This window comes from Lentimonas sp. CC4 (assembly GCF_902728235.1).
In the GTDB taxonomy this organism is placed as follows: domain Bacteria; phylum Verrucomicrobiota; class Verrucomicrobiia; order Opitutales; family Coraliomargaritaceae; genus Lentimonas.
In genome coordinates, this window is sequence record NZ_CACVBO010000001.1 from 808,484 (window position 1) to 829,827 (window position 21,344).

Annotated in this window: 17 protein-coding genes; 4 read left to right on the top strand and 13 right to left on the bottom strand. The window is 52.4% G+C overall.

From position 1 onward, the window contains the following. Positions 1 to 2: 2 nt before the first annotated feature. The 7 genes from GZZ87_RS03600 to GZZ87_RS03630 form a co-directional block, all read right to left on the bottom strand. A complete protein-coding gene (locus GZZ87_RS03600) occupies positions 3 to 2,363 on the bottom strand; it encodes an ATP-binding protein (protein ID WP_162027408.1) in 2,361 nt (786 codons plus the stop codon). 3 nt (positions 2,364 to 2,366) lie between these two features. Continuing rightward, on the bottom strand, positions 2,367 to 3,605 hold the full coding sequence (locus GZZ87_RS03605) for an ABC transporter substrate-binding protein (RefSeq protein ID WP_162027409.1): 1,239 nt from the start codon (positions 3,603 to 3,605) through the stop codon (positions 2,367 to 2,369). Further along, on the bottom strand, positions 3,602 to 5,926 hold the full coding sequence (locus tag GZZ87_RS03610) for a VCBS repeat-containing protein (RefSeq protein ID WP_162027410.1): 2,325 nt from the start codon (positions 5,924 to 5,926) through the stop codon (positions 3,602 to 3,604). Before GZZ87_RS03610 ends, GZZ87_RS03605 begins: the two co-directional genes overlap by 4 nt. Then, a complete protein-coding gene (locus GZZ87_RS03615; RefSeq protein WP_162027411.1) occupies positions 5,923 to 7,710 on the bottom strand; it encodes a hypothetical protein in 1,788 nt (595 codons plus the stop codon). The genes GZZ87_RS03610 and GZZ87_RS03615 overlap by 4 nt, the downstream gene beginning before the upstream one ends. Positions 7,711 to 7,780: 70 nt before the next feature. Continuing rightward, entirely contained in the window at positions 7,781 to 8,698 is a 918-nt protein-coding gene (locus tag GZZ87_RS03620) for a trypsin-like peptidase domain-containing protein (protein WP_244648056.1), read from the bottom strand. 134 nt (positions 8,699 to 8,832) lie between these two features. Then, positions 8,833 to 10,074 (bottom strand): N-acetylmuramoyl-L-alanine amidase, encoded by a 1,242-nt coding sequence (locus tag GZZ87_RS03625; RefSeq protein WP_162027413.1) that lies wholly within the window; start codon positions 10,072 to 10,074, stop codon positions 8,833 to 8,835. A 172-nt stretch (positions 10,075 to 10,246) separates the two neighbouring features. Then, on the bottom strand, positions 10,247 to 11,179 hold the full coding sequence (locus GZZ87_RS03630; RefSeq protein ID WP_162027414.1) for an RluA family pseudouridine synthase: 933 nt from the start codon (positions 11,177 to 11,179) through the stop codon (positions 10,247 to 10,249). Between the two features lie 248 nt (positions 11,180 to 11,427). On the opposite strand from GZZ87_RS03630, the gene GZZ87_RS03635 reads away from it, so the two are divergent. After that, positions 11,428 to 11,811: a pyridoxamine 5'-phosphate oxidase family protein gene (locus tag GZZ87_RS03635; RefSeq protein WP_162027415.1), complete on the top strand. Its 384-nt coding sequence runs from the start codon at positions 11,428 to 11,430 to the stop codon at positions 11,809 to 11,811. Positions 11,812 to 11,991: 180 nt separating this feature from the next. Here GZZ87_RS03635 and ribF read toward each other — a convergent pair whose 3' ends face one another. The 6 genes from ribF to nusA form a co-directional block, all read right to left on the bottom strand. Beyond that, on the bottom strand, positions 11,992 to 12,936 hold the full coding sequence (gene ribF / locus GZZ87_RS03640; RefSeq protein ID WP_162027416.1) for a riboflavin biosynthesis protein RibF: 945 nt from the start codon (positions 12,934 to 12,936) through the stop codon (positions 11,992 to 11,994). 12 nt (positions 12,937 to 12,948) lie between these two features. Next, on the bottom strand, positions 12,949 to 13,677 hold the full coding sequence (gene truB, locus GZZ87_RS03645; RefSeq protein WP_162027417.1) for a tRNA pseudouridine(55) synthase TruB: 729 nt from the start codon (positions 13,675 to 13,677) through the stop codon (positions 12,949 to 12,951). Positions 13,678 to 13,690: 13 nt separating this feature from the next. Continuing rightward, positions 13,691 to 14,698, bottom strand: a complete 1,008-nt coding sequence (locus GZZ87_RS03650) for a bifunctional oligoribonuclease/PAP phosphatase NrnA (RefSeq protein WP_162027418.1) — start codon at positions 14,696 to 14,698, stop codon at positions 13,691 to 13,693. Next, a complete protein-coding gene (gene rbfA / locus GZZ87_RS03655; protein WP_162027419.1) occupies positions 14,685 to 15,038 on the bottom strand; it encodes a 30S ribosome-binding factor RbfA in 354 nt (117 codons plus the stop codon). The genes GZZ87_RS03650 and rbfA overlap by 14 nt, the downstream gene beginning before the upstream one ends. 74 nt (positions 15,039 to 15,112) lie before the next feature. After that, complete coding sequence (infB, locus tag GZZ87_RS03660; protein WP_162027420.1) at positions 15,113 to 17,695, bottom strand: translation initiation factor IF-2; 2,583 nt, start codon at positions 17,693 to 17,695, stop codon at positions 15,113 to 15,115. 57 nt (positions 17,696 to 17,752) lie between these two features. Beyond that, complete coding sequence (gene nusA, locus GZZ87_RS03665) at positions 17,753 to 19,003, bottom strand: transcription termination factor NusA (protein ID WP_162027421.1); 1,251 nt, start codon at positions 19,001 to 19,003, stop codon at positions 17,753 to 17,755. A 359-nt stretch (positions 19,004 to 19,362) separates the two neighbouring features. On the opposite strand from nusA, the gene queC reads away from it, so the two are divergent. From queC to GZZ87_RS03680, 3 genes are all read left to right on the top strand, one after another. Continuing rightward, positions 19,363 to 20,064, top strand: a complete 702-nt coding sequence (gene queC, locus GZZ87_RS03670; protein WP_162027422.1) for a 7-cyano-7-deazaguanine synthase QueC — start codon at positions 19,363 to 19,365, stop codon at positions 20,062 to 20,064. A gap of 80 nt (positions 20,065 to 20,144) precedes the next feature. Further along, positions 20,145 to 20,576, top strand: a complete 432-nt coding sequence (locus tag GZZ87_RS03675; protein ID WP_162027423.1) for a 6-carboxytetrahydropterin synthase — start codon at positions 20,145 to 20,147, stop codon at positions 20,574 to 20,576. 23 nt (positions 20,577 to 20,599) lie between these two features. Next, positions 20,600 to 21,289 carry a 7-carboxy-7-deazaguanine synthase QueE gene (locus GZZ87_RS03680; protein WP_162027424.1) on the top strand — a complete coding sequence of 230 codons (690 nt, stop codon included), beginning with the start codon at positions 20,600 to 20,602 and terminating at the stop codon, positions 21,287 to 21,289. Positions 21,290 to 21,344: the final 55 nt, after the last annotated feature.

Consider the following 21,344-nt stretch of genomic DNA (forward strand, 5'->3'; position numbering starts at 1 on the left):
GATCATTCGGCCTCAAGCTCACGCTTCGCCTGCCCCACACGATAGGCTTGATAGCGCAACAAAGCGGCCTTCAACGAATCCCCGGACACTGGCTTAGTGATAAAGTCCTGCATGCCTGCCATCTCACAGGCATCGCGGCTTTCATCCAAAGCATTCGCAGTCAGCGCAGAAATGTATGGCTGCGATCGATTCGCACACATTTCGCGTATTGCATAAGTTGCCTCTAAGCCATCCATATCCGGCATCTGTAGATCCATTAAGATCAAGTCATAATCAAGCGATTCAACTTGCCCGATCGCCTCATGCCCATCTCTAGCCCAGACGGCATGTAGCCCATGGCGACTCAAAATCTTCTGAGTTAATTTATAATTTAACGCATCATCTTCCACCACCAACACACGAGTTGACGTGGGCAAATCCAGCTCCCGCTCGATGGCTGTCTGATCCTGCAAAGCATCCTGCATCCGGTCTGCCCAGCTTCTAAAATAAAATGTAAAGGTGCTGCCATGCCCCAAACGACTTACCGCGGAGATCTCTCCGCCAAGCATTTCCACGATTCGATAACAAATCGCGAGCCCTAAACCCGTGCCTCCATACTGACGGGTCGTCGAAGAGTCTGCCTGTGTGAAGGCAAGAAACACGTCATCAATCTTATCCTCAGGAATCCCGATGCCCGTATCACTCACTGAAATATAATAACGCGGGCCATCTACTTCACCGTGGTCTTCCAACCACGCACGCACACGTATCTCCCCTTCGGCAGTGAATTTCACCGCATTACTCAACAAATTATTTAGCAGCTGCTGCAAACGCGTCCGATCCGAACAAACATCGGCACGAATTTCGTCTGATATATCGACATGAATCGCGAGCCCCTTCTTATCCGCATTCACACGAAACAAACCCACCACCTCCGTGATCATGTTCTCTAAATCCACAAGCGAAACAGTCAGCTGCACTTTACCTGCTTCGATTTTTGATAGATCTAGGATCTCACTAATCAAATCCAATAAGATCCCCCCCGAATTTCGAATGGCCTGCAAGTCCTGCAGCTGTTCTTCATCCATGGGCGTATCCTGTAACATTTCGCTGAATCCAATAATCGAATTCAGCGGTGTGCGGATCTCATGGCTCATCGTCGCGAGAAAATCACTCTTTGCCAAATTTGCCTCCTGCGCCAACTCAGCCATTTTCTTCGATCGAGCGGTTGCCAATTGTAGCTCCTTAGTGCGCAGCCTCACCTTCTCTTCGACCTCAGAATAACTATGCCGCAACTGATCGGTCATGTCATTAAATGCCCGTGCTAAATCATCTAATTCACTCTTCCCCCCGGCAGGCACTTGTAAGTCGAAATCACCTCCAGCAACTGTATTGAAATTTCGCGACAAACGACTAATCGGCCGACTAATCCCCAAAGTAAACCAGACACCCAAACCAATCGCGCCAGCGAATAAAACAACCACAGAAATCCAGAATAATAGGCTCAAGTTCGCAGACTGTCGATCACTCCGCTCTTGGCTAGAGAGGATCAAGTAATCCACCATCTCACGTAAGCGCACACCATGATTCTCCAGAAGCTCTACGGACTCTCTTTCCACTTTGGCAGCTACTGTGAATTCGACTGCGACCGCGCGTAGATCCTGCATCACAACGCGCATGGATTCGAGATATACATCTAGGGGCTCAAGCTCCAACGTCTCCGCTAACGCTTCTAATTCAAGATACTTTGCTTCATACGTTTGACGTGCGATTTCAAAGTTAGCCCGAAAGCGCCCCAAATCATTTTCTAACAACAGATCCCGATCAATCACGCCGATCGCTCGATTCAACCAGCCCCACACATAACTATTTGCACTCATAAAACGCTCCAAGCTCTCCAACTGGATCGTCTCTTCTGTAAAACTTGCATGCAGCTCCTGATGATGGGCATCGAGATACTTCTGCATCGCCACGCTATGAGCTCCGAATCGAATGACTCCTTCGCGCACGTCTTTATCCAAATCAGCCAAGAACTGCTTACTCTGCACCAAGCGCTTGAATACAGTCTCATATTCTTCAATACGCGTAATCATGTCGGCTAACGTATCAATATCATACGCATCTGCATTCACGCTCAGCCGATCAAGAATCTCGATCGAGTTCTCCAAGGAACTCTGCACATAACGCTCACCAGTCATACGGTCTTGGAAAATACGATTCCCGATCACGACATTTGAAAGCTCACGAGAGACGACATTCAACTGCGTCAAGCGCTGCTCGTGGCTCCTCACCTCTGCAATCGAATAACGGCTAATCCCCACAAACAGCGCAAACGCCAAGAGCGAGCAAGCAACTGCAATTCCTATTTTTGTCGAAATGCGCATGAGTTATCGAGATGAAGAATCAGAACGATAGACAACTTCCATCTCACCTCCACTATATTTCGAAAGCAAAATAGGAATCGATAATTGCCGACCACCTGTCAACAGCGTGCCCCCCTGCAAACCCATCATCCGCATTTCAACGATAAAAGGGTCTGGGAAATTGAGCGTTTCGATCGACTCAATCAACATCTCAGAAGAGCTCACTGCTTCGCTCCCACAATGAACGACACCACGAAGCACGCTCTCCAGCGCATACAATTTGAGATCCACATCCGCATCCCATTCTGAGAATGTATCGAGGTAGCGATCCTTCAAATTCAAATAATAATCACTACGCTCCTCGATCGGCGCAGAGCAGCCGACTAGCCACACCTCACCTGCCATCAAACGAGACTCCCTCGCATCATTCAACTGCTGTAAATCACGAGCAATCACGAGACCAGTATAACCTCCCTCTCGAAGAGAGGACACCGCCAACGAAAGTGTGCCATGCGGTTGACCACATAAGATGACTACATTCGACTGACTCGAAACCACCCGTGCCACAAAAGACTGAACCGCAACTGGAGGATGCGACAAATCAAAGACTGCCTCAGTCACATCGAAACGTGCAAATCGAACCACTTCGATGCCCGCTTGCTCCACCATTTCCTCCACCTTCAACTTCTGATACATCGCAGGTCGGGAAGCACCAACTAGCACACACACAGACAATTCCCCGAGGTCCCCTTGGTTTTCCTTTAAATAATCCACCACACTTGCAAACAGCTGGATCGCCCGCGGCTTTGCCAAAACCCCATAACTCGAACTGCTTAACAAACGATTGGATAACCCGTAGTGGAGATACAAAATACCGGCAGAATCCAGAACCGGAGCAACTGCCTCACTGACCGCATTCCCCTCTGGGCCGATCACATAATGGACATCGCCCGCCTGCACAAAATCATACGCAATCTCTAACGCTCGAGACGCGTCACTCACATCATCTCGCACCAGCAGTTCGATACGGTAGCGCTCGCCATCGACTTCCAAGCCTCCGTGCTCATTATAATAATCGGCGATCACACTCGCACAGTTCACCGTAACGATACCGCCACGCTGCCCCTCCCCACTTAGAGAAGCAATCACCCCGACTTTCAGCACCTGGCCCTCCGGAACAGACTCGCTCTCACAACCGACTCCTAAAAGAAGCACAGCCACACACAGCACCGTAGCGATAAACTGATTCCGGATGCGTCTCATTCTTGTGGGTAAAATAAAATACGGTCATGCACTAAAAACGCGAAATCAAGTTTCCCATCTCCCGTAAAATCGCCAATCACGACTTCACGCGGTTCCACCTTACTGCCAGTGCGACCTTGGTAATGCAGGTTTTGCTCGAACACTTCCCAGAACATTCGGCTTTCCCACTTTGATTCTTTTTGCACTAGAAATTCCACCACATGGCTCTGTCCATCCACTGCAATCAAATCAACACCGCCATCTTGATCGAAGTCTGCGCTCTCCACATAGCTATAGTGCACGGCTTCGAGGTCCGTCTCGTAGCTTTCCTCAACTAGACGCGTCCAAGCATTGGCCTGCGTAGGTAATCTCCAAAAGCGATCGTCTCCGGTAAAGATAAATTCCGATGCCCCCTTACGTGCCTTCAATTCATGCCACTCCTTCAAATTAATCTTCCCAGCAGCGACTGTGCTGCGATAGCGAAATACGCCATCCTCATCACGCTCTAGTAATTGAAACTCACCTACGCCGCTTACATAGAAAACCAACTGCTGCACATCGCCTCGCTCATATAACGGCACGACCGCCGAGACCATATCATCTCCACGTCGCGCATTAAATTGATCCACCATTTCAAGGTTGCCATCCTTCACTTTAAGCGCACGCGCATAGCCTGCCCTTCCGACGACCAACTCATTCGAGCCGTCGCCATTCACGTCAAATACACTGACCTGCGCTGGCTGAATATCCTTTAACAAGCTCTCACGAATCGTCGAGCCCTGCGCCACCTCTTTAAAAGTCACGCCATCTTCCTGATCCAAAGACAACAGCACCGGTGCCTCTCGCGCCACAAAGATCATCAGCCCGTAGCTATCTTTATCAAACACGGCCACCTCACGAATTGCGAACGGCTTACGCTTAACACCAGTCAGCTCAGTGCTAGAGAGCACCACCCATTCAGAATCCGAATCCTTGCGGTTAGCAGGTCGAGCAAGCGTCAACGTCATCTTACCCTTCAACTCGCTCACCAGCACTAACTCCGAATATCCATCTTCATCCAGATCGACTGCCGCACACACCAGCGGCTCGCCCTCTCCTAACACCAGCTGACGGGGAAATGAGAGTCGCCCACTCTTATCCATCTGACTCACGCCCATGGTCTTCTCCGTCGCACTCACAATCACAACGGTATCTTGATCATCTTTAAAAAACTGCCCACACGCCATCGAAGAAATCCCCGAAAACGAGGGAAACGTCTGCGCCGCCTTAAAATGTCCAGACTCTTTCAAAAATAGCACGAGTTCCGCACCCGCGGGATCTGCTGCTAACACATCCTGCTGTCCATCCCCATTCAAATCACCCAGCGCATAATTCGCCGACAAACGCCCCTTCTTAAAGATCGGGTAGATCTCTGGCTGCGCAGCCGAAAAGCCCTTCGCCTCCTGCACCGCCTCAGCCTTCTTTAATTGAAAGAATTCCAGCCCACCGCTGCGCGAATCCACCGAGCAAAATGCCATCGACTCACCATCCGCTTGAGGTAGCGCGCGCACCGCGCGCACCGAACGCTCAAAAACAAAGCGCCGCTCAGGCCCAAAGCCCCCCTCACTTAACTGCTCACGCAACACCAGCGACTGATCACCATTGGATGTAATGTAGAGCACATCCTTGCGTCCATCTCCCGTAACATCCTCTAGCAGCATATTAAACGGATTATCGCCAGTCAGGTAGTAGAGCTCCGCCTCTCCGAGCTGCCCATGCTTATCCTGATGATACACACGCAGCGCATCCGCAGAAATAACCAACAACTCAAGACTCCCATCGTCATCGATGTCCGAAATCTGAACGGTGCCTGTCCAACCAAGAGTTTCTAGATTATCAAACTCATCGGTCTCCGTCCAATTCCCAGCCTCGTTCTGATACCGAACAGTCAATGGCACGTCGCCCGAAGTATAGGCCAAGTCCGCACGACCATCTCCATTTAAATCCCCCACCGACAAATCAAATACAGGAAAGCCGATCGTAATGCCTTCGCTCTCAAATCGCGCATCTTCAAGTTGCGGATCCCAACGGTTACGGTTTAGCCGTGTCTTACCACTATCACTATCCGTATCCTCGCCACGCTGATACAATATCTCGATCTGTGCCGTATCATTATTCACCACGACCAAATCGTTCAAGCCATCCTGATTGACATCACACACATTCAGCGCGCGCGTCCCCCAGTCCAACTTCAACACCTCCGGCCCTGAAAACGAAAACGACGATGTCTCTGCGCCCGTAAGCAAGCTCACGAACAACACGCCGCAGCCACACAAAAGACTCTGCTTTAAGCCAGCTCTCATTCACTGTCCTCGCTCTTAATGATTAATGTGCGCCCAAACAAACTATCCGGCGCTTCATTCACTTCAGATATCAAACGATACGACACATCCAAATCCGATGGGATCTGATCCGCACTCACCTTCGAGGTAAACCCGCTCAGCTCACCAGCCTCTAGCAATGACCGAAACAAAGGCTCAACCATTTGCTCCGCATTCATATAAGAACGCGTCACCGCATTCGGCTGCTCGATACGTTCAAACAATGCCTCGATCTCACGACTTTGCCACAATCCATCGCCCCCCTCACTCATACGTGAAAGCACCTGATGTAAAAGTCCCACGCGTCCAATATTCACAATCAATTCCGAACGAGTCATCACATAGCTCACATCCGCCTGCTGGGCTTCTGGAAAATTCGGATCACTCGGCCCGTGGATGGTATAAATCGTCTGCCCTTCATACTCTTGGGTTTCGATCATTGCTCGCGCCCCTGGCACCATATCTTTAAATGCCTCAATCGCCTGAGAAAATGCCTGTGAATCATTCAGCTCGACCATAAACAATTGTTGCGACTCGGCCGTTTGCATTCCCTCCAGACCTGCCTCATTCAGCACCGATAAGTTAACGACGCGACTGCCGAAGTTCTCCAATATCGAAGAGCGCAGATCAACGCCAGTGTTCGTTTGCATCATCTGCATCTGCATATCGATCAACGGTGGTAATGTAGGGCTAGCCGAAGTCAGCACTTTCTCCAAATTTGCCAGCATCTCGCTGAAATCAAACAACGACACAGCACTACTCAGCACCCCCTCTGGCACGTAACGTGCCTCTGGCAGCTCCCCTTGCCCATAGCTAAGCAAGCTCAAGAACCCAAGCTTCTCGTCATAAATCATGCCATAATGCGCTAGCACACCATCCTCGATCAAATCGAGATCCGCATACATTGCCTGCAACGACTCCAACGACAGCGCATTTTGCAGACTCTGCGCAGTCACCCCGAACATCGCCAAATTGTTCACCATCGGAAGGTCAACTAATGCTGTATTTAGTGGCGGCATCAAATTCTCCAGGTTCAAATACACAGACACGTCACCCCGCCCGCCATCTTCGCGAGAGCGTCGATACACATCAGAATCCGCAATCGGATCACTTGCACCCTCTTTGATCGACTCCACTGCATCACGCAAACGGCTCTCTGGCGCCGCTAAGACCACGATGCCATCCACAAACGCATAGCCATCCTCGATGTAAGTTTCCTCACCATCAAAGGTCTCATCAAAATACAAAGTCTCACCCATGAACGACTCCTGGATCATCTCATGTTCGACCAATGGATTCACCTCCTGCTGTGCCGCCATATTTCGCTCAAACTGAATGTGCATCAATTCATTTAAACGATCTGCATCTCCAGAAAACTCAGCCATCAGCACCATCTCTTCACGGTCAACCTGCCCCATCATCTTATCCGCCAGCTTGTAAAAAGCCAAACTCGCCTGCCCTGGGAAGAGTTCAAACAACTCATCCTGTGTCAGTCCAAACGCATCAAGCACATCGTCGAAATCTTCTTCATCATCCCCATCATTGCCCGCGTCCTCCGCTGCAACCCTATCAAAAAAATCAAGCAGCTCCTCATCCTCAAACAATTCTACGATCGGGTGCGTCTCCCACTGCTCCCGCGTCTCCGAGATACTCCGAACCGTGACAAAAAAATCAGCATCCTCGCCGATAATTTCCTGAAAAGGCACCGCAAACACCGCAGAGCACGACAGCCCCGCACACACAATTGATAACAAAAATTTATTCATACTTAAAATGACAACTCACAGTTCAAATCTACCCCTCAGGCTTCAGCTCTAATATTTCAGGTTTCAGCTCTCAATCCTCTGTCCTCACCTCCGGCGGGCTCAAGTAGCGGAACCCCGTATTCGGGTTACGCGGATCGAATGCATACGCATCTCGATTATCCAAAAATGACTTTACGATATGCGCAGAAATCGAGAAGCCCAGCCCCTCGGCACCCACGGCAGCGATCTTCATATTGTTCACGCCCACGACTTCGCCGCGCAGGTTAAACAACGGGCCGCCCGAATTACCGGGATTGATCTGCGTCGTCGTCTGCAAATACAGCCGCCCACCAATCACACGGTTCGCCACACTGATGATGCCCTCAGATACAGTGCGATCCAGCCCCAACGGACTACCAATCGCAAAGACAGTCTGCCCCTCACGCACACCACCATCCACGGCAGCCAAGGTCACACTCTCAAACACCTCGTCCGTCTCCGGCTCAATCTTGAGCAACGCAAGGTCCAGCTCCGAACTCGTCGCCACGATCCGCACATTATCATACGTCACCTTAGACATATCATTCGCGCCTTTTCTAAAAATTGTCACTGAGATGCGGTGCTCGCCTGCAATCACATGATCATTCGTCACCACATAGCCATCGGCATGGATGACAAAGCCCGAGCCTAAGCCCGTCGGAGTTTGCACCAGAGCGACAGCTTCGCCCAACTGTTCCACCCACTCTAAGATTGGTTGATCCCCCCGATCTGCCGCCACACTATACAGCGTATCCGTAACCTCAGAAGAAATAACCTCACCGCTCTGAGCATCCACTTCCCCTAGACTTGCGACAGCAGCCTTAGGCACCGTCACCACATCAAAGCCTAGATCCACGTAATACACATCAGGCCGTTCCAAGACGATTGCTCCCCGAATTCCGCTACCATCCTTCAATTCAATCGAATGAATCGCATGTAACGAGGTAAGGGCAAGGGTGAGAAAAGACAATAAGCCAACTTTCAGCATCACAGCATCAAAAGGTAGAAGCTTACAACTGACCAACAAATAAGCTCAAAAAATCCTTGAATTCTTATCGCATTGATTAGGCGAGATGAGCTCACCCACACAAAAGTCTCACAACTCTAATCAACCGAAACATCCGCATAGCAAGCCAACACTCCAGCGACCACTGCATCTGCATACTCCACCAAAATATCATCATCTGCCAGCGCTCGCGCCGCAGCCCGATCAGCCAACGCAGCCTGAATCCGAGCATACGCGGTCACACTATTTGCCACATGGGGCTCCAGCAATACCGTTGGGCACTCAACCATCCGCAGCATCAACAAATTACGCGCAAACAAATACGGCTGCTCTAGGTCCAATAGTATCGCATTATGCCCCTCATACTTGCCAGCGGGTAGAGCCGTCGCCTCCGCCAATGTAACCATCAACGCATCTCCTAATGATAGTTCCACAGCGCCACTCCCATTAACGAGCTTCACCGCCAACTGCGCCTGCTGACGCCCGGACTGCAATTCCCCCGCACTCATGCAGCCGAAAATCAACGCATGCAAATGATTCGAGTCGACTAAACATAGCATCTTTTCATCACCGTATTTATCACTATATCCATCATCTCCAACCTTACTATCACTCTCACTCTCACTATCACTCTCACTCTCACTATCACTCTCACTCTCACTATCAATCTCACTCTCACTATCACTCTCACTCTCACTCTCACTCTCACTAACTGGCCATGCCGCCGCATTGATGTGCAGCGAGATCAATGCATCAGGCTGAATCTCCTGATTCACCAAGCGCGCACGCTCGAGAAGTTCTCCCGTCACAATGGATAAACGCTCAGCCCTAGCCCGAAGCGCACTACCATACGCCCACAGTGCCTCCGGCGTGCATTCAATCGGCTGCCGCACCTGCGTCGCAGCTAATTCCAAATAATCAAACGGCCGCTTAGGATTGACTGGTAAATTTGCCTCCCGCAGCAACGACACCTTCGCCCCCAACGCGACTAACTGCTCCCGAGCCCTCTGCGCCACCAGCAACACGAGTTCGCCCTCGCGCACATAAAAATCATCCTCTGTGATCCGAAAATGTCGCCCCTCGGCATCTGCCCACGCCCCGCCGATATGCCCTGGATCTAAAGCGATGTGCAGTCCCGCCAAAGGCAAGGCACCCTCCGCACGCTCCGAAACGATCTCATTTGGCGTGCGCCAATAGCGCGACGGCGTTTGACGCGCCAACACATCGACATCCATCACCTTGGCCCAATCCGCATACGGGGCATAGCGCGTCGACATCTCGATCGCCAATGCAGAAGCGTCGAGCGCCCAAGCAGACGCCACGAACCTAAGAAAAAGCATACCACCTACGACACTTCGTAACCACATGACACCACACACAACAAATCTTCACCTCACAGACAACCCAGCATCCAGAAATCTGAACCTAGCTAAAGTGACACAGACATTCTTGTCTGTCCCCGAGAATAAGCGACAGACAGCAATGTCTGTATCACGAACAAACCACATACAACTAAACAGTCAGTCGATCCATCAGCCCTTGAAAATCGGCTGGCAACGGAGCAATAAACTCCATCTCCTCATCACGCTCAGGGTGCTGCACATGAAACTCTGTCGAATGTAGCATGACGCGCGGCACATCAATGTCCTTCAAACGACTCGGCCTATAACCATATGTGGTATCGCCCAGCAGCGGGTGATTCAACCCGCTCATATGCACGCGAATCTGATGCGTGCGCCCCGTATGGATCACACAACTAACCAACGCCACCTGCCCACCGAAGCTATGCTCCACCGACCAGTCCGTCTTGGCTTCTTTGCCCATTGCAGAGAGTGCCATGCGCGTGCGATGCACACGATGCCGCGCAATCGCACCATCACAGGTGCCCGCCGTCTTACGAGGGGTGCCGATCACCAAAGCTAGGTAGCGCTTATACGTCTCACGCGCACTAAAGGAGGCCACCAGCTTATGATGCGCCCGATCCGTCTTCGCCGCCACGATCAGGCCAGTCGTTTCCTTATCCAAGCGATGCACAATACCCGGACGATCCGGCGCACCGATACTGCTCAACTGACCATTGGTATGGTGCAGCAAGGCATGCACTAAAGTATCCTCGCCCGTGCCACTGCCAGGATGGGTGACCATGCCCGCAGCCTTATTGACCACGACGATCGACTCATCCTCGTAAATAATATCCAACGGAATATCCACCGCCTTCGCACCCTCACGCACCTCGATCTCTTCAAGCACCGCGCGCAACAACCCGGGGCGATTCACCTTAAAGCGCTTATCAATTGTGATGCCATCAAAGGTCACTTGCCCCGCCTCAAAAGCTTTCTGCAAACGGACACGACTAATATCGTCAAACTCCGAGGCAAAAATCTTATCCGCGCGCCCGGACTTCACACCCGAAGGCACAGTAAATTCAATGATACGATCTGGCATGCCGCAGCATGCAAACAGATCGCAACACTTTGCGAGCCTCCATTTGCGAGACAGTCTCCGTGATACAGACATTGCTACGCCATCTCCGGCAGACCTACGTCCTGTCTTTCCACCGCTCAACGTATCCACGACACGACACCGGAATTGCACGCGGACTCTTACTACTATCGCATATAATGATTTCTGCTGAAACCCAGCGATAGCAAAGCAGAATTGAAATGAAAAAGCGGATACGCATTTTGTCCCGAATGAATCATTTACCTGAAGAAGTCACAAAAGCGTGGGAGGCTCGTAACCCACTCGCGGTATTAACGACTGTAAGTAAAAGTGGCACACCGAATACTGTGTATGTCAGCTGTTATGGCCTAGGAAAAGGAAAGCAGATTATGATCTGCGACATCAAGTTCGGGCAGACGCTCAACAATCTAAAGCACGGAAAACCAGAGGTGTCGTTTCTATTTCAAGCACCCAACTTCGGTGCCTACCAACTCAAGGGCTTCCCACACTATGCCACCGACGGTGAGCAGTTTGAACAAGGCAAGGTCTTTGCCAAACCAGAGGCAACTGTCCGCGGAGTCTTAGCGATCGAAGTCACCGCCATCTACAAAGGCTCAGAGAACATCCAGTGCTGAAGTAGCAGCGAAGTGATACAGACATTCCTGTCTGTCCCAGTAGAACTGCACTTATCCAACGTATCAGACAGGACGTAGGTCTGCCGGAGATGGCGTAGCAATGTCTGTGTCACTTCACTCAACCACACAAAAAAACGCAAAATATAAAGATCTCAAATCTTCATGCGTTTGGAGCTACACCTAACAATCCGATAACGCACGCGCAGTCTCACAATCTTTTGAAATCTGCACCTTCAACGCATCGAGCGACTCGAATTTTTGCTCGGGGCGAATGAAGCGCAGCCACTCGACTTCGATGGAATCGCCCTGGTCCAAGGTGGTATCGCCCAAGGCATGCACCTCTAGTGCGGGCGTTTGATCTGCCTCGGCTACCGTCGGCTTCACACCATAATTCGCCACCGCAAAAGCCCATGGCTGATCCGCGGCCGAACGGAAACGCACCTGATAGACGCCAAAGCGTGGCAAAGACTCAGGTGACCACGGCAAATTCAATGTCGGGAAACCGATGGTCCTCCCAAGCTGCGCGCCACTGACGACTTTCCCTATCGAAAAATAATTATACCCAAACAGGGCATTCACTGCCTCGATTCGACCTGAACCGAGCTCCTTCCGAATGCGAGTGCTACTGATCGGATCGCCATTATGCTTAATACGATCCACGCTAAATACTCCAAGCCCGAGTTGATTGCCAGACTCGACGAGCGTTGCGACATCACCGGCACGCTTCTTACCAAAACGAAAATTCGACCCGATATAAATCGACTTCAACGCAGGCAAAGCCGCCTTTAAATTTGCTAGAAAATCCTCAGCGGGGATCGATGCAAAGGCACGATCAAAGTGCTTCTGGATCACTATATCCACACCGACCGCATGCAGCATCGCTGTCTTCGCTTCGATCGGCATCATCAGAAGCGTCGGCGCATCAGGCCGAAACAGACGGCTCGGATGCGGATCAAAGGTCAGCACCCCACTCACACCGCCAGAGCGTTGTGCCGAGAACACTGCCGATTCAATCACAGCTTTATGCCCAAGATGCACGCCATCAAAGACACCAATCGCGAGGTGCAGTTCACCAGTGAGCCCAGCAAGTTCCTCAAAGCGTTCGACGTGGGCGGGAAGTTGCATGGTTGATGTTTATTAGAGCGCGACGCTTGGCACCGCCTGATTGACCGGAATCAATTTCTTGCGGAGTTCAGAGGGAGCCATGTTTTCGATTTCCTCCAATGTATTCGCATCTTCGATACGAAACTTACCGACTTGAGTGCGGCGTAGCGCACACAAGTGACCACCGCAACCGAGGCGCTCACCCAGATCATGTGCCAGCGTGCGGATGTAAGTGCCCTTACTGCTACCCACGACAACAGAAATTTCAGGAAGGTTGAAATCTAGAATATCATAGCGGCTGACATGAATCACGCGCGGTTCACGCTCAATCGTCTTACCCTCGCGCGCCAACTTATAAAGCTTCTGCCCGTTCACCTTCTTAGCCGAATACATCGGTGGCGTCTGATATTGATCGCCCATGAAAGTCGCCATCACCTTTTCGACATCTGCTTGTGTCAACTCTGGCACTGGAGTGGTTGCAACGATCTCGCCGTCAGCGTCCTGGGAATCAGTGACCTCACCGAGCTTTACAGTGCCAGTGTATTCCTTATCCATGCTCATCAGGAATTGAGACACCTTGGTCGCCTTACCAACAAGGATCAGTAACAAGCCTGTCGCCATCGGATCCAGCGTGCCAGCATGGCCGATCTTCTTAATACGAAATACGCGGCGCATACGCGCTACGATATCGTGCGAGGTCATGCCCTGAGGCTTATCAACGAGCAATACGCCGATCGGATCATCATTTGTTGGCTGAGACATAATAAAAAATGGGTTACTTGGGCTGACCGAGGGCTTCGAGATGTTTGCCCAATGCTTGCATGAGTTGTGGGTAGAATTCTTTAATCGAGCTGTTGTCCACATTTAGACCTGCAGCGCAGGCATGGCCTCCGCCATTGAAAAGCTTAGCGACTTGATCGACGCGGTAGAACGGGTTCTTCGCACGCAAGCTGCCTTTGAGCGCGCCATCGCGGTCTTCAATCATCACACCGATATCCACGCCCGCAATCGAACGTGCATAGTCCACGAGGCCTTCGGAATCATCAATGGTCGCACCGGTTTCGTCATACACACCGCGCTCAATCAGACCGACGCACACTCGGTTATCAAATTCCATGGTCAGCGAATTCAAAAAGTTCTGCAGCAATTTGATCTTCGCAAAGGTCTCGCACTCATAGAGCTCGTGTGCCGCAACCGAAGGCTGCGCACCATACTCACAAAGACGACGCGCGATCTCGAACGTCGCAGCCGTCGTCGAAGGGAAACGGAACTGTCCGGTATCGGTCGCGATGCCGACATACAACGCTTGTGCAGTAATCGCATCAATCTCATAGCCCAAGTCCATATAGAACCCAGCAAGGATCTCTGCAGTGGCCGATGCCGTAGCGATGATCAAATTCTGCTGCGCATAGGCCTTGTTGGAAATGTGGTGATCCACATTCAACGCCACTTCAGGAAACAGCTCAATCAAGCGATCACCAATACGCTTCTTATCCGCGCAATCGACTGTAACAGCCACATGCCCCTCTGGCTGAAAGTCAGATGCGAGGATTAACGGTGTATCGCCGACAAATGCCTTCAAGGTCGCTGGCACTTCGTCGCGATTGATACCAATGGCATCAATACCGAGGCTCTTTAATACACGGACGACGGCAACGATCGAACCGATGCAATCTCCATCTGGGCGTAAGTGCCCACAAACGGCGACCTTCTTACCTTTTAATTGTGCAACACTCGCCGCAAATTGCGGACTCTCATTCGGGTAGAATTCAGCTTGGCTCATCTTCTTTATCTAGTGCGTCTAGTAGGTTTAGGATCTCTGCTCCACGCTCCAAAGACGGATCATACATGAAGTCGAAGCGTGGGAAATATTTCAGCGTCACACGCGACATCACGCGTTGACGCAGCTCTTTACCGATACGCTTAAAGAACGCCTGTGCCTCTTTGATGGCTTTCTCGTCACCAATCACGGCGTAATAAATCTTACACTGGCGCAGGTCAGGCGATGTATCGACATCACTAATAGTGATTCTGACCGACTCTTCACCGCCATAGTAGCGGCGTAGTTGCTCTCCAATCTCACGCTGGAGCAGCTCGTTTACACGGGAAATACGTTTTGACATAATTTAAAGGGATGGAACCTATTCAAAAAAAAATCGGCGACGTGCGCGAGCGCACGCCGCCGAAGTTAAATACTCTATCGTAGCGTTGGGCGGATTTCGACCACCTCGAAGCATTCGATGATATCGCCTTCTTCGTAGTCGTCGTAACCATCCACGTTAATACCACACTCGTAACCGGCGCGGACTTCCTTAACGTCGTCCTTGAAGCGCTTGAGTGTATCAATCTTACTCTCGTGGATGACTTCACCATTACGCAGCAAGCGTGCCTTGCGGTTGCGATTGATCGTGCCTTCGGTGACCATGCAACCAGCAACATTGCGGTTCTTGCCCATGCTGAATACTTGACGGATCTCGGCAGCACCAAGCTTCTTTTCGCTCAGTTCTGGCTCAAGCAACTCGGCCATGCACTCTTCGACTTGGTCGAGCAGTTCATAGATGATGTCGTGCTGAATGATGCGCACATCGTGATGCTTCGCGAGGCTCTGCACGCCATTATCAAGGCGCACATTAAAGCCAACGACAGTCACGTCCGTTTCGCCAGCGCTCGCAAGTGCGATATCGCTCTTACTGATATGGCCGACGCCATGACTGATGATACGGATGTCGACCTTATCGCTTTCGATCTGCTTAAGGCTACTGACCAATGCTTCGGTCGAACCATGCACATCCGACTTAACGATGACGTTGAGGCAGGACTTCTTTTGCTGCGCAATTGCGGCAAACAAATCTTCAACAGTGACGCCACCGCCACCCTCCTTCTTCGCAGATTGATCCGGAGCAACATTTTCTTCGCGCTTACGCTCAGTGGTCGCCTCAGCAGCGGCCTTTTTCGCGGTCTTCTCATTCTTCACAGAAGTAAATTTATTACCGCCACTTGGAACTTGAGACCAGCCAATGACCTTCACTGGAGTGGATGGTGGAGCTTCTTTAAGCACCTTACCATTCTCATCGACCATGGACTTTACCTTACAGTAAGCTTCACCACAGATCAGCGCATCGCCTCTCTTCAAGGTGCCTCGTTCGACGATCACAGATGCAGTCGCACCGCGACCTTCTTCGAGCTGCGCTTCGACGATCGTGCCAGATGCTGGACAAGTCGGATTCGCCTTAAGCTCTAGAACTTCTGTTTGCAGAAGGATCATATCGAGTAATTCGTCGATATTAGTGCCCTTCAATGCGGAAACTTCCACAGCAATGGTTTCACCGCCCCAGTCTTCGGGTGCGATGCCCTTTTCCTGCATCTGTTGCTTGACGCGATCAACATTCGCACCCTTCGCATCGACCTTATTGATCGCAACGATGATCGAGTTGTTCGCCTCTTTGGCAAAACGTAGTGCCTCTTCCGTCTGTGGCTTAAACGCATCATCCGCAGCAATCACGAGAATCGCAACGTCAGTGACGTTCGCACCACGCTCACGCATTTGCGAGAACGCCGCGTGACCTGGAGTGTCGAGGAAAGTAATCTTCTGACCGCTGTGTTCGATCTGATACGCACCGATATGCTGGGTGATACCGCCGGCTTCGCCGTCAGTCACATTTGCCTTACGAATCGTATCGAGCAATGTCGTCTTACCATGGTCAACGTGACCGAGGATACACACAACCGGAGGACGAGGCTTCAGGAAGCGAGGATCATCGTCCGCTACTTCAGCTTTTTTCTTCTTCTCAGCGACCTCAGCTGTGGTCTCACCACGGTGGTGAATCTCAAGCTGGAAGCCGTGACGCTTCGCGATCTGAACCGCAACCGCTTCTTCGATGGTTTGATTCATCGAAGCGAAGATGCCCATTTCCATGAGCTCGGAAATCAATTTGAACGGCTTAACCTCAATCTCTGTCGCGAAATCGCGCACTACGATCGGAGGCTTGGCATGAATGATACGTGCTACAGCTTCAACTGGCACTTCGCCATCGACTGGAGCTTCCGCGTCAGTCGCTTCTAGCTCAGGTGCTTTCGGAGCAGTTGCTGATGGAGGCTTAGGCGGCCCCGGAGGTTTCGGTGGGCCAGCAGGCTTCGGCGCAGCAGGTGGTGCAGCCGGAGTTGGAGCTTTTGCCACAGGAGGCTTAGCTGCCGGAGGCGCTGCGACTGGCGGCTTGGCGGCAGGAGGCTTCGCTGCAGGTGGTTTTGCCGATTCCGGAGTTGGCGCGCTTGCGACAATCGGAGCTTTCGGCGCACCAGTCGGAGCTGGTGGCTTCGCAGATTTAAGCCCCGCAGGCGCAACACCTGGAGGTGGTGTCTTCGGGCGCGGTGCCGCAGGAGGGCCTTTAGGACGTGGCGCAGAAGGCGGAGCCTTGCTCATCGGAGCTGGCTTCGGCACGACTGGCAACGGTTTCGGCTCGGGCGCCGGAGTCGGCTTCGGCTTGGCCGCTTCGGCCGCAGCCTCACGCTCACGCTGAATCTCTTCGGCACTCTTGACGATGACTCCCTCAGGAAAGACGGGCCCCTTCGGCTTCTCAGCCTCAACGGGTTCGGCCTCAGGCGCAGGTGCGGCCTCAGCCTCCTTCTTAGAAGCAAATTCCTCTACGAGTGATTCGGCGGATATATTATCGACGGTGCTGGAAGCGCTTTTGACTTCGAACCCGCGACTACGGAGGAGCTCAATAAGCTCTTTATTCTCCATTCCGACTTGTTTTGAAAGCTGATGTATACGAACACTCATGAAAGAGTTAACTACTTAATATCTGATAGATGGATGGAAGACTTGGGCAATACTTGATTATGCGTTTTGCGCCAGGTATGCTGCAACTTTAGCCAGCACGTCGCTGGCTTCTTCTTCACTAAATTCTGCGTCGACGAGATCGCCAACGGATACGCCTTCGAAGGCTTCAGGACTGATGAGACCGATGGAAACGAGGCGCTGAGCAATCGCGGGCTCAATACCGGGAATCAAATTGATACCCTTGAGTGCCTTTGCGACCTTCTCATCGAAGCCGACCGCTTCCTTCTCTTCCTTGCCGATGTCGAGCTTCCAACCGATGAGGCGGGAAGTGAGCTTGGCATTGAAGCCACGGCGACCGATCGCGATCGAGAGATCATCTTCAGCCACTTCGAAGTGGATACGACGATCTGCTTCGATGACTTTGATGTTCTTCGGCACCGCTGGTTTCAGTGCTTCTTCAAGCAACTGAATCGGATCAGCGTGGTAACGAATGATGTCGATTTTCTCGCCACCGAGTTCACGCACGATCGTTTTAACACGAGCACCACGTGCACCGACGCAAGCGCCGACAGGATCCACTTTAGGATCTGAGCTGTTCACTGCGATCTTCGTGCGGTAGCCTGCTTCGCGAGCCATCGCTTCGAGTGTCACGGTGCCATCAGCGATTTCCGTCACTTCGAGTTCGAAGAGGCGGCGCACGAAATTGATGTTCGAGCGTGAAAGAATAATGTCAGGGCCACGATTGGTTTGCTCAATCTTAAGAAGGAGGCAACGAATGCTCTCACCCGGCGCGTAATCTTCACCCTGCACGCGCTCGCGTGGAGGAAGAATCGCCTCAGCTTTGCCCAAGTCGATGATCAAATCACCGCGCTCACGACGACGCACAATACCAGTGACGATATCACCGACCGTGTCCTTATAATCGTCATAGATACGATCCTTCTCGAACTGGCGGATACGCTGCATAATCGCCTGACGCGCAGTCTGCGCAGCAATACGACCGAGATAGGCTGGATCAATTTCCTGCTCAACGACTTCGCCGAGTTGTGCGTCCGGATTGGTCTGGCGTGCTTTTTCAACATGAATCTCCAGAGCGGAATCACCCACGGAATCGACCACAGTCAAACTCGACCAAGCCTTCAAAGCACCTGTGCGGGGATTGATCTCTACACGGATGTCCTGCCCAGCACCCACTCCCTTTTGGGCGGCGCCAGCGATAGCAGCAGAAATGGCTTCGATCATGTCGGCACGATCGATGCCCTTCTCCTTCTCCATGTATTCTAGAACTGATAGTATTTCGTTACTCATTGCGGGCAGAAAATGAAAAAGCGGACTGATGCCCGCTTAAAAAAGATGTTGCTGGGTTAATTTAAGAATCCAGCAAGCTAAACGGCCTCGGTCGCTTGTCAAGAGTCGGTATTGGGGCAATCGACGATAGTTTTGAGGGCAAAAACCGACTGCGATACAGGCATTCCTGCCTGTTCATCCTCCACTCGCCCAATCACAGGCAGGAATGCCTGCATCACTCTAGCCCTTAGCCCAAACCTGCTCCCGCCCGCCTCCGTTTTCACTTGCCGTCTGCCCGTAACACATCAATTTCCCCCATCCAACAGCTGGCCTTGCTAACGAATTCCCAGGGCCGCAGCCAACCGGCAACCACTGAATTCATGAAAAGCGTCCTGATCTATTCCGGCGGACTCGACTCGACCGTCCTCCTCTATCACTTGCGCGCCGTGGGCCACACCGTCCACGCGCTCTCAGTCAACTACGGCCAACGCCATAGTTGCGAACTCACGCATGCCGCCGAGATATGCCGCTCAATTGATGTGCCCCATCAAACTGCCGACCTCTCTGCCATTCAGCCGCTCCTCGCAGGCAGCAGCCTGACCTCGCCCGACATCGAAGTCGCCGAAGGGCACTACACCGAGGAGTCGATGAAATCGACCGTCGTGCCAAATCGGAACATGATCCTGCTCGCCATCGCCGCAGGCCACGCTCTCTCGATCGGTGCGGAGCAAATCGCCTACGCAGCTCACAGCGGCGACCACGCGATCTACCCAGACTGCCGCAATGAATTTGCCGATGCCATGGCCGAAGCGATCCGACTCTGCGACTGGAGCACGGTGGAGCTCAGTCGCCCCTTCGTCGATTGGAGCAAGGCCGACATCGTGCGACGCGGCGCAGAACTCGAGCTACCGTTCGAAAAGACTTGGTCTTGCTATAAAGGCGGCACCATCCACTGCGGCCGTTGCGGCACCTGTATCGAACGCCGCGAAGCCTTCGACCTCGCAAGCGTCACCGACCCGACCGAATACGCCGCCGACGCACCCAGCGTCGAAACACTCCGCGCCAACGACTGGCGATTATAAATGACTGATGAATAATAGGTAATGACTCATCCATGATGTTTCAGCTTTTCACAATTTCAAACTCTCAGCTTTTCCAAAAGATGCTCACTTGCAAAAAATCTTACCGCGACATTCCGTTCGCCCACCGCCAGCACCGACACGACGGGCATTGCGCCCTGATCCACGGACACAACTGGGGGATCACGCTCACCTTCGCTTGCAGCGAGACCGATGCAAATGGCTTCGTCGTCGACTTCGGCAAACTCAAATACCTAAAGACCTGGATCGACGAGCACCTCGACCATGCCTGCCTTTTCAACGCAGACGACCCCGAAACCGAGACACTGCTCGCCAATGCCGGCCACCTATTCAAGGCATACACCCTGCCAAACTGCTCCTGCGAAGGCGTAGCGGTGCATCTGCATGGTATCTTTGACTCCATGGTGCGAACCGAAACCGACAACCGCGTCTGGATTACCGAAATCGAAATCGTCGAAGACTCAAAGAACAGCGCTGCCTACCGCCCCGAGTAAAGAGACACAGCCCAACCCGCCCCATGACACTACCGATACACGAACAGTTCTACACCTTTCAGGGCGAAGGCGCACATGCGGGGCGCGCAGCTTACTTCATCCGCACCTTCGGCTGCCCAGTGCACTGCCCCTGGTGCGACTCCGCAGGCACATGGCACCCCGACTACATACCCAAGCATATTGAGCGGCTCCCCCCTGACGCCCTAGCGGCAGAAGTCGCCCAGACCCGAGCCGAATTCACGGTAATCACCGGCGGCGAACCCGCCATCCACGACCTAACCCCGCTAACCGATGCGCTTCACGCAATCGGGCAGCAGACTCATCTGGAAACCAGCGGCGCCTTCCCGATCCAGGGCGCGCTGGATTGGATCACGCTCAGCCCCAAGCGCTGGAAACTGCCCCTCGCCGAAAACGTCGCACGCGCCAATGAATTTAAGCTGATCATCGACCGCCCTGGAGCCATCGACGAATACGTCACCGCACTCACCGAGCGCGGTGCCAATCTGGATGCCGATAGTATTGTGTGGCTTCACCCCGAATGGTCACAGCACAGTAACCCCGCGGTGCTGAACGCCATCACCGAATGGATCAAAGCACACGGCGCGCCTTACCGCGCAGGCTGGCAACTCCACAAAAACTACGCAGCCGACACCATGGATCAGCGCAGCGCTCCGCCCGCACCACTCGGCGGCAACCCCAGAAAAGGCTATTAACTCACCAACATTTGAAAACTCGATTGCATCTCTCGCTTTCAGTGCACACTTTCGT

Coding starts and splice junctions, on each gene's coding strand:
- GZZ87_RS03600 (WP_162027408.1), bottom strand. CDS start 2,363: ATGCGCATTTCGACAAAAATAGGAATTGCAGTTGCTTGCTCGCTCTTG.
- GZZ87_RS03605 (WP_162027409.1), bottom strand. CDS start 3,605: ATGAGACGCATCCGGAATCAGTTTATCGCTACGGTGCTGTGTGTGGCT.
- GZZ87_RS03610 (WP_162027410.1), bottom strand. CDS start 5,926: ATGAGAGCTGGCTTAAAGCAGAGTCTTTTGTGTGGCTGCGGCGTGTTG.
- GZZ87_RS03615 (WP_162027411.1), bottom strand. CDS start 7,710: ATGAATAAATTTTTGTTATCAATTGTGTGTGCGGGGCTGTCGTGCTCT.
- GZZ87_RS03625 (WP_162027413.1), bottom strand. CDS start 10,074: ATGCTTTTTCTTAGGTTCGTGGCGTCTGCTTGGGCGCTCGACGCTTCT.
- GZZ87_RS03630 (WP_162027414.1), bottom strand. CDS start 11,179: ATGCCAGATCGTATCATTGAATTTACTGTGCCTTCGGGTGTGAAGTCC.
- GZZ87_RS03635 (WP_162027415.1), top strand. CDS start 11,428: ATGAATCATTTACCTGAAGAAGTCACAAAAGCGTGGGAGGCTCGTAAC.
- ribF (WP_162027416.1), bottom strand. CDS start 12,936: ATGCAACTTCCCGCCCACGTCGAACGCTTTGAGGAACTTGCTGGGCTC.
- truB (WP_162027417.1), bottom strand. CDS start 13,677: ATGTCTCAGCCAACAAATGATGATCCGATCGGCGTATTGCTCGTTGAT.
- GZZ87_RS03650 (WP_162027418.1), bottom strand. CDS start 14,698: ATGAGCCAAGCTGAATTCTACCCGAATGAGAGTCCGCAATTTGCGGCG.
- rbfA (WP_162027419.1), bottom strand. CDS start 15,038: ATGTCAAAACGTATTTCCCGTGTAAACGAGCTGCTCCAGCGTGAGATT.
- infB (WP_162027420.1), bottom strand. CDS start 17,695: ATGAGTGTTCGTATACATCAGCTTTCAAAACAAGTCGGAATGGAGAAT.
- nusA (WP_162027421.1), bottom strand. CDS start 19,003: ATGAGTAACGAAATACTATCAGTTCTAGAATACATGGAGAAGGAGAAG.
- queC (WP_162027422.1), top strand. CDS start 19,363: ATGAAAAGCGTCCTGATCTATTCCGGCGGACTCGACTCGACCGTCCTC.
- GZZ87_RS03675 (WP_162027423.1), top strand. CDS start 20,145: ATGCTCACTTGCAAAAAATCTTACCGCGACATTCCGTTCGCCCACCGC.
- GZZ87_RS03680 (WP_162027424.1), top strand. CDS start 20,600: ATGACACTACCGATACACGAACAGTTCTACACCTTTCAGGGCGAAGGC.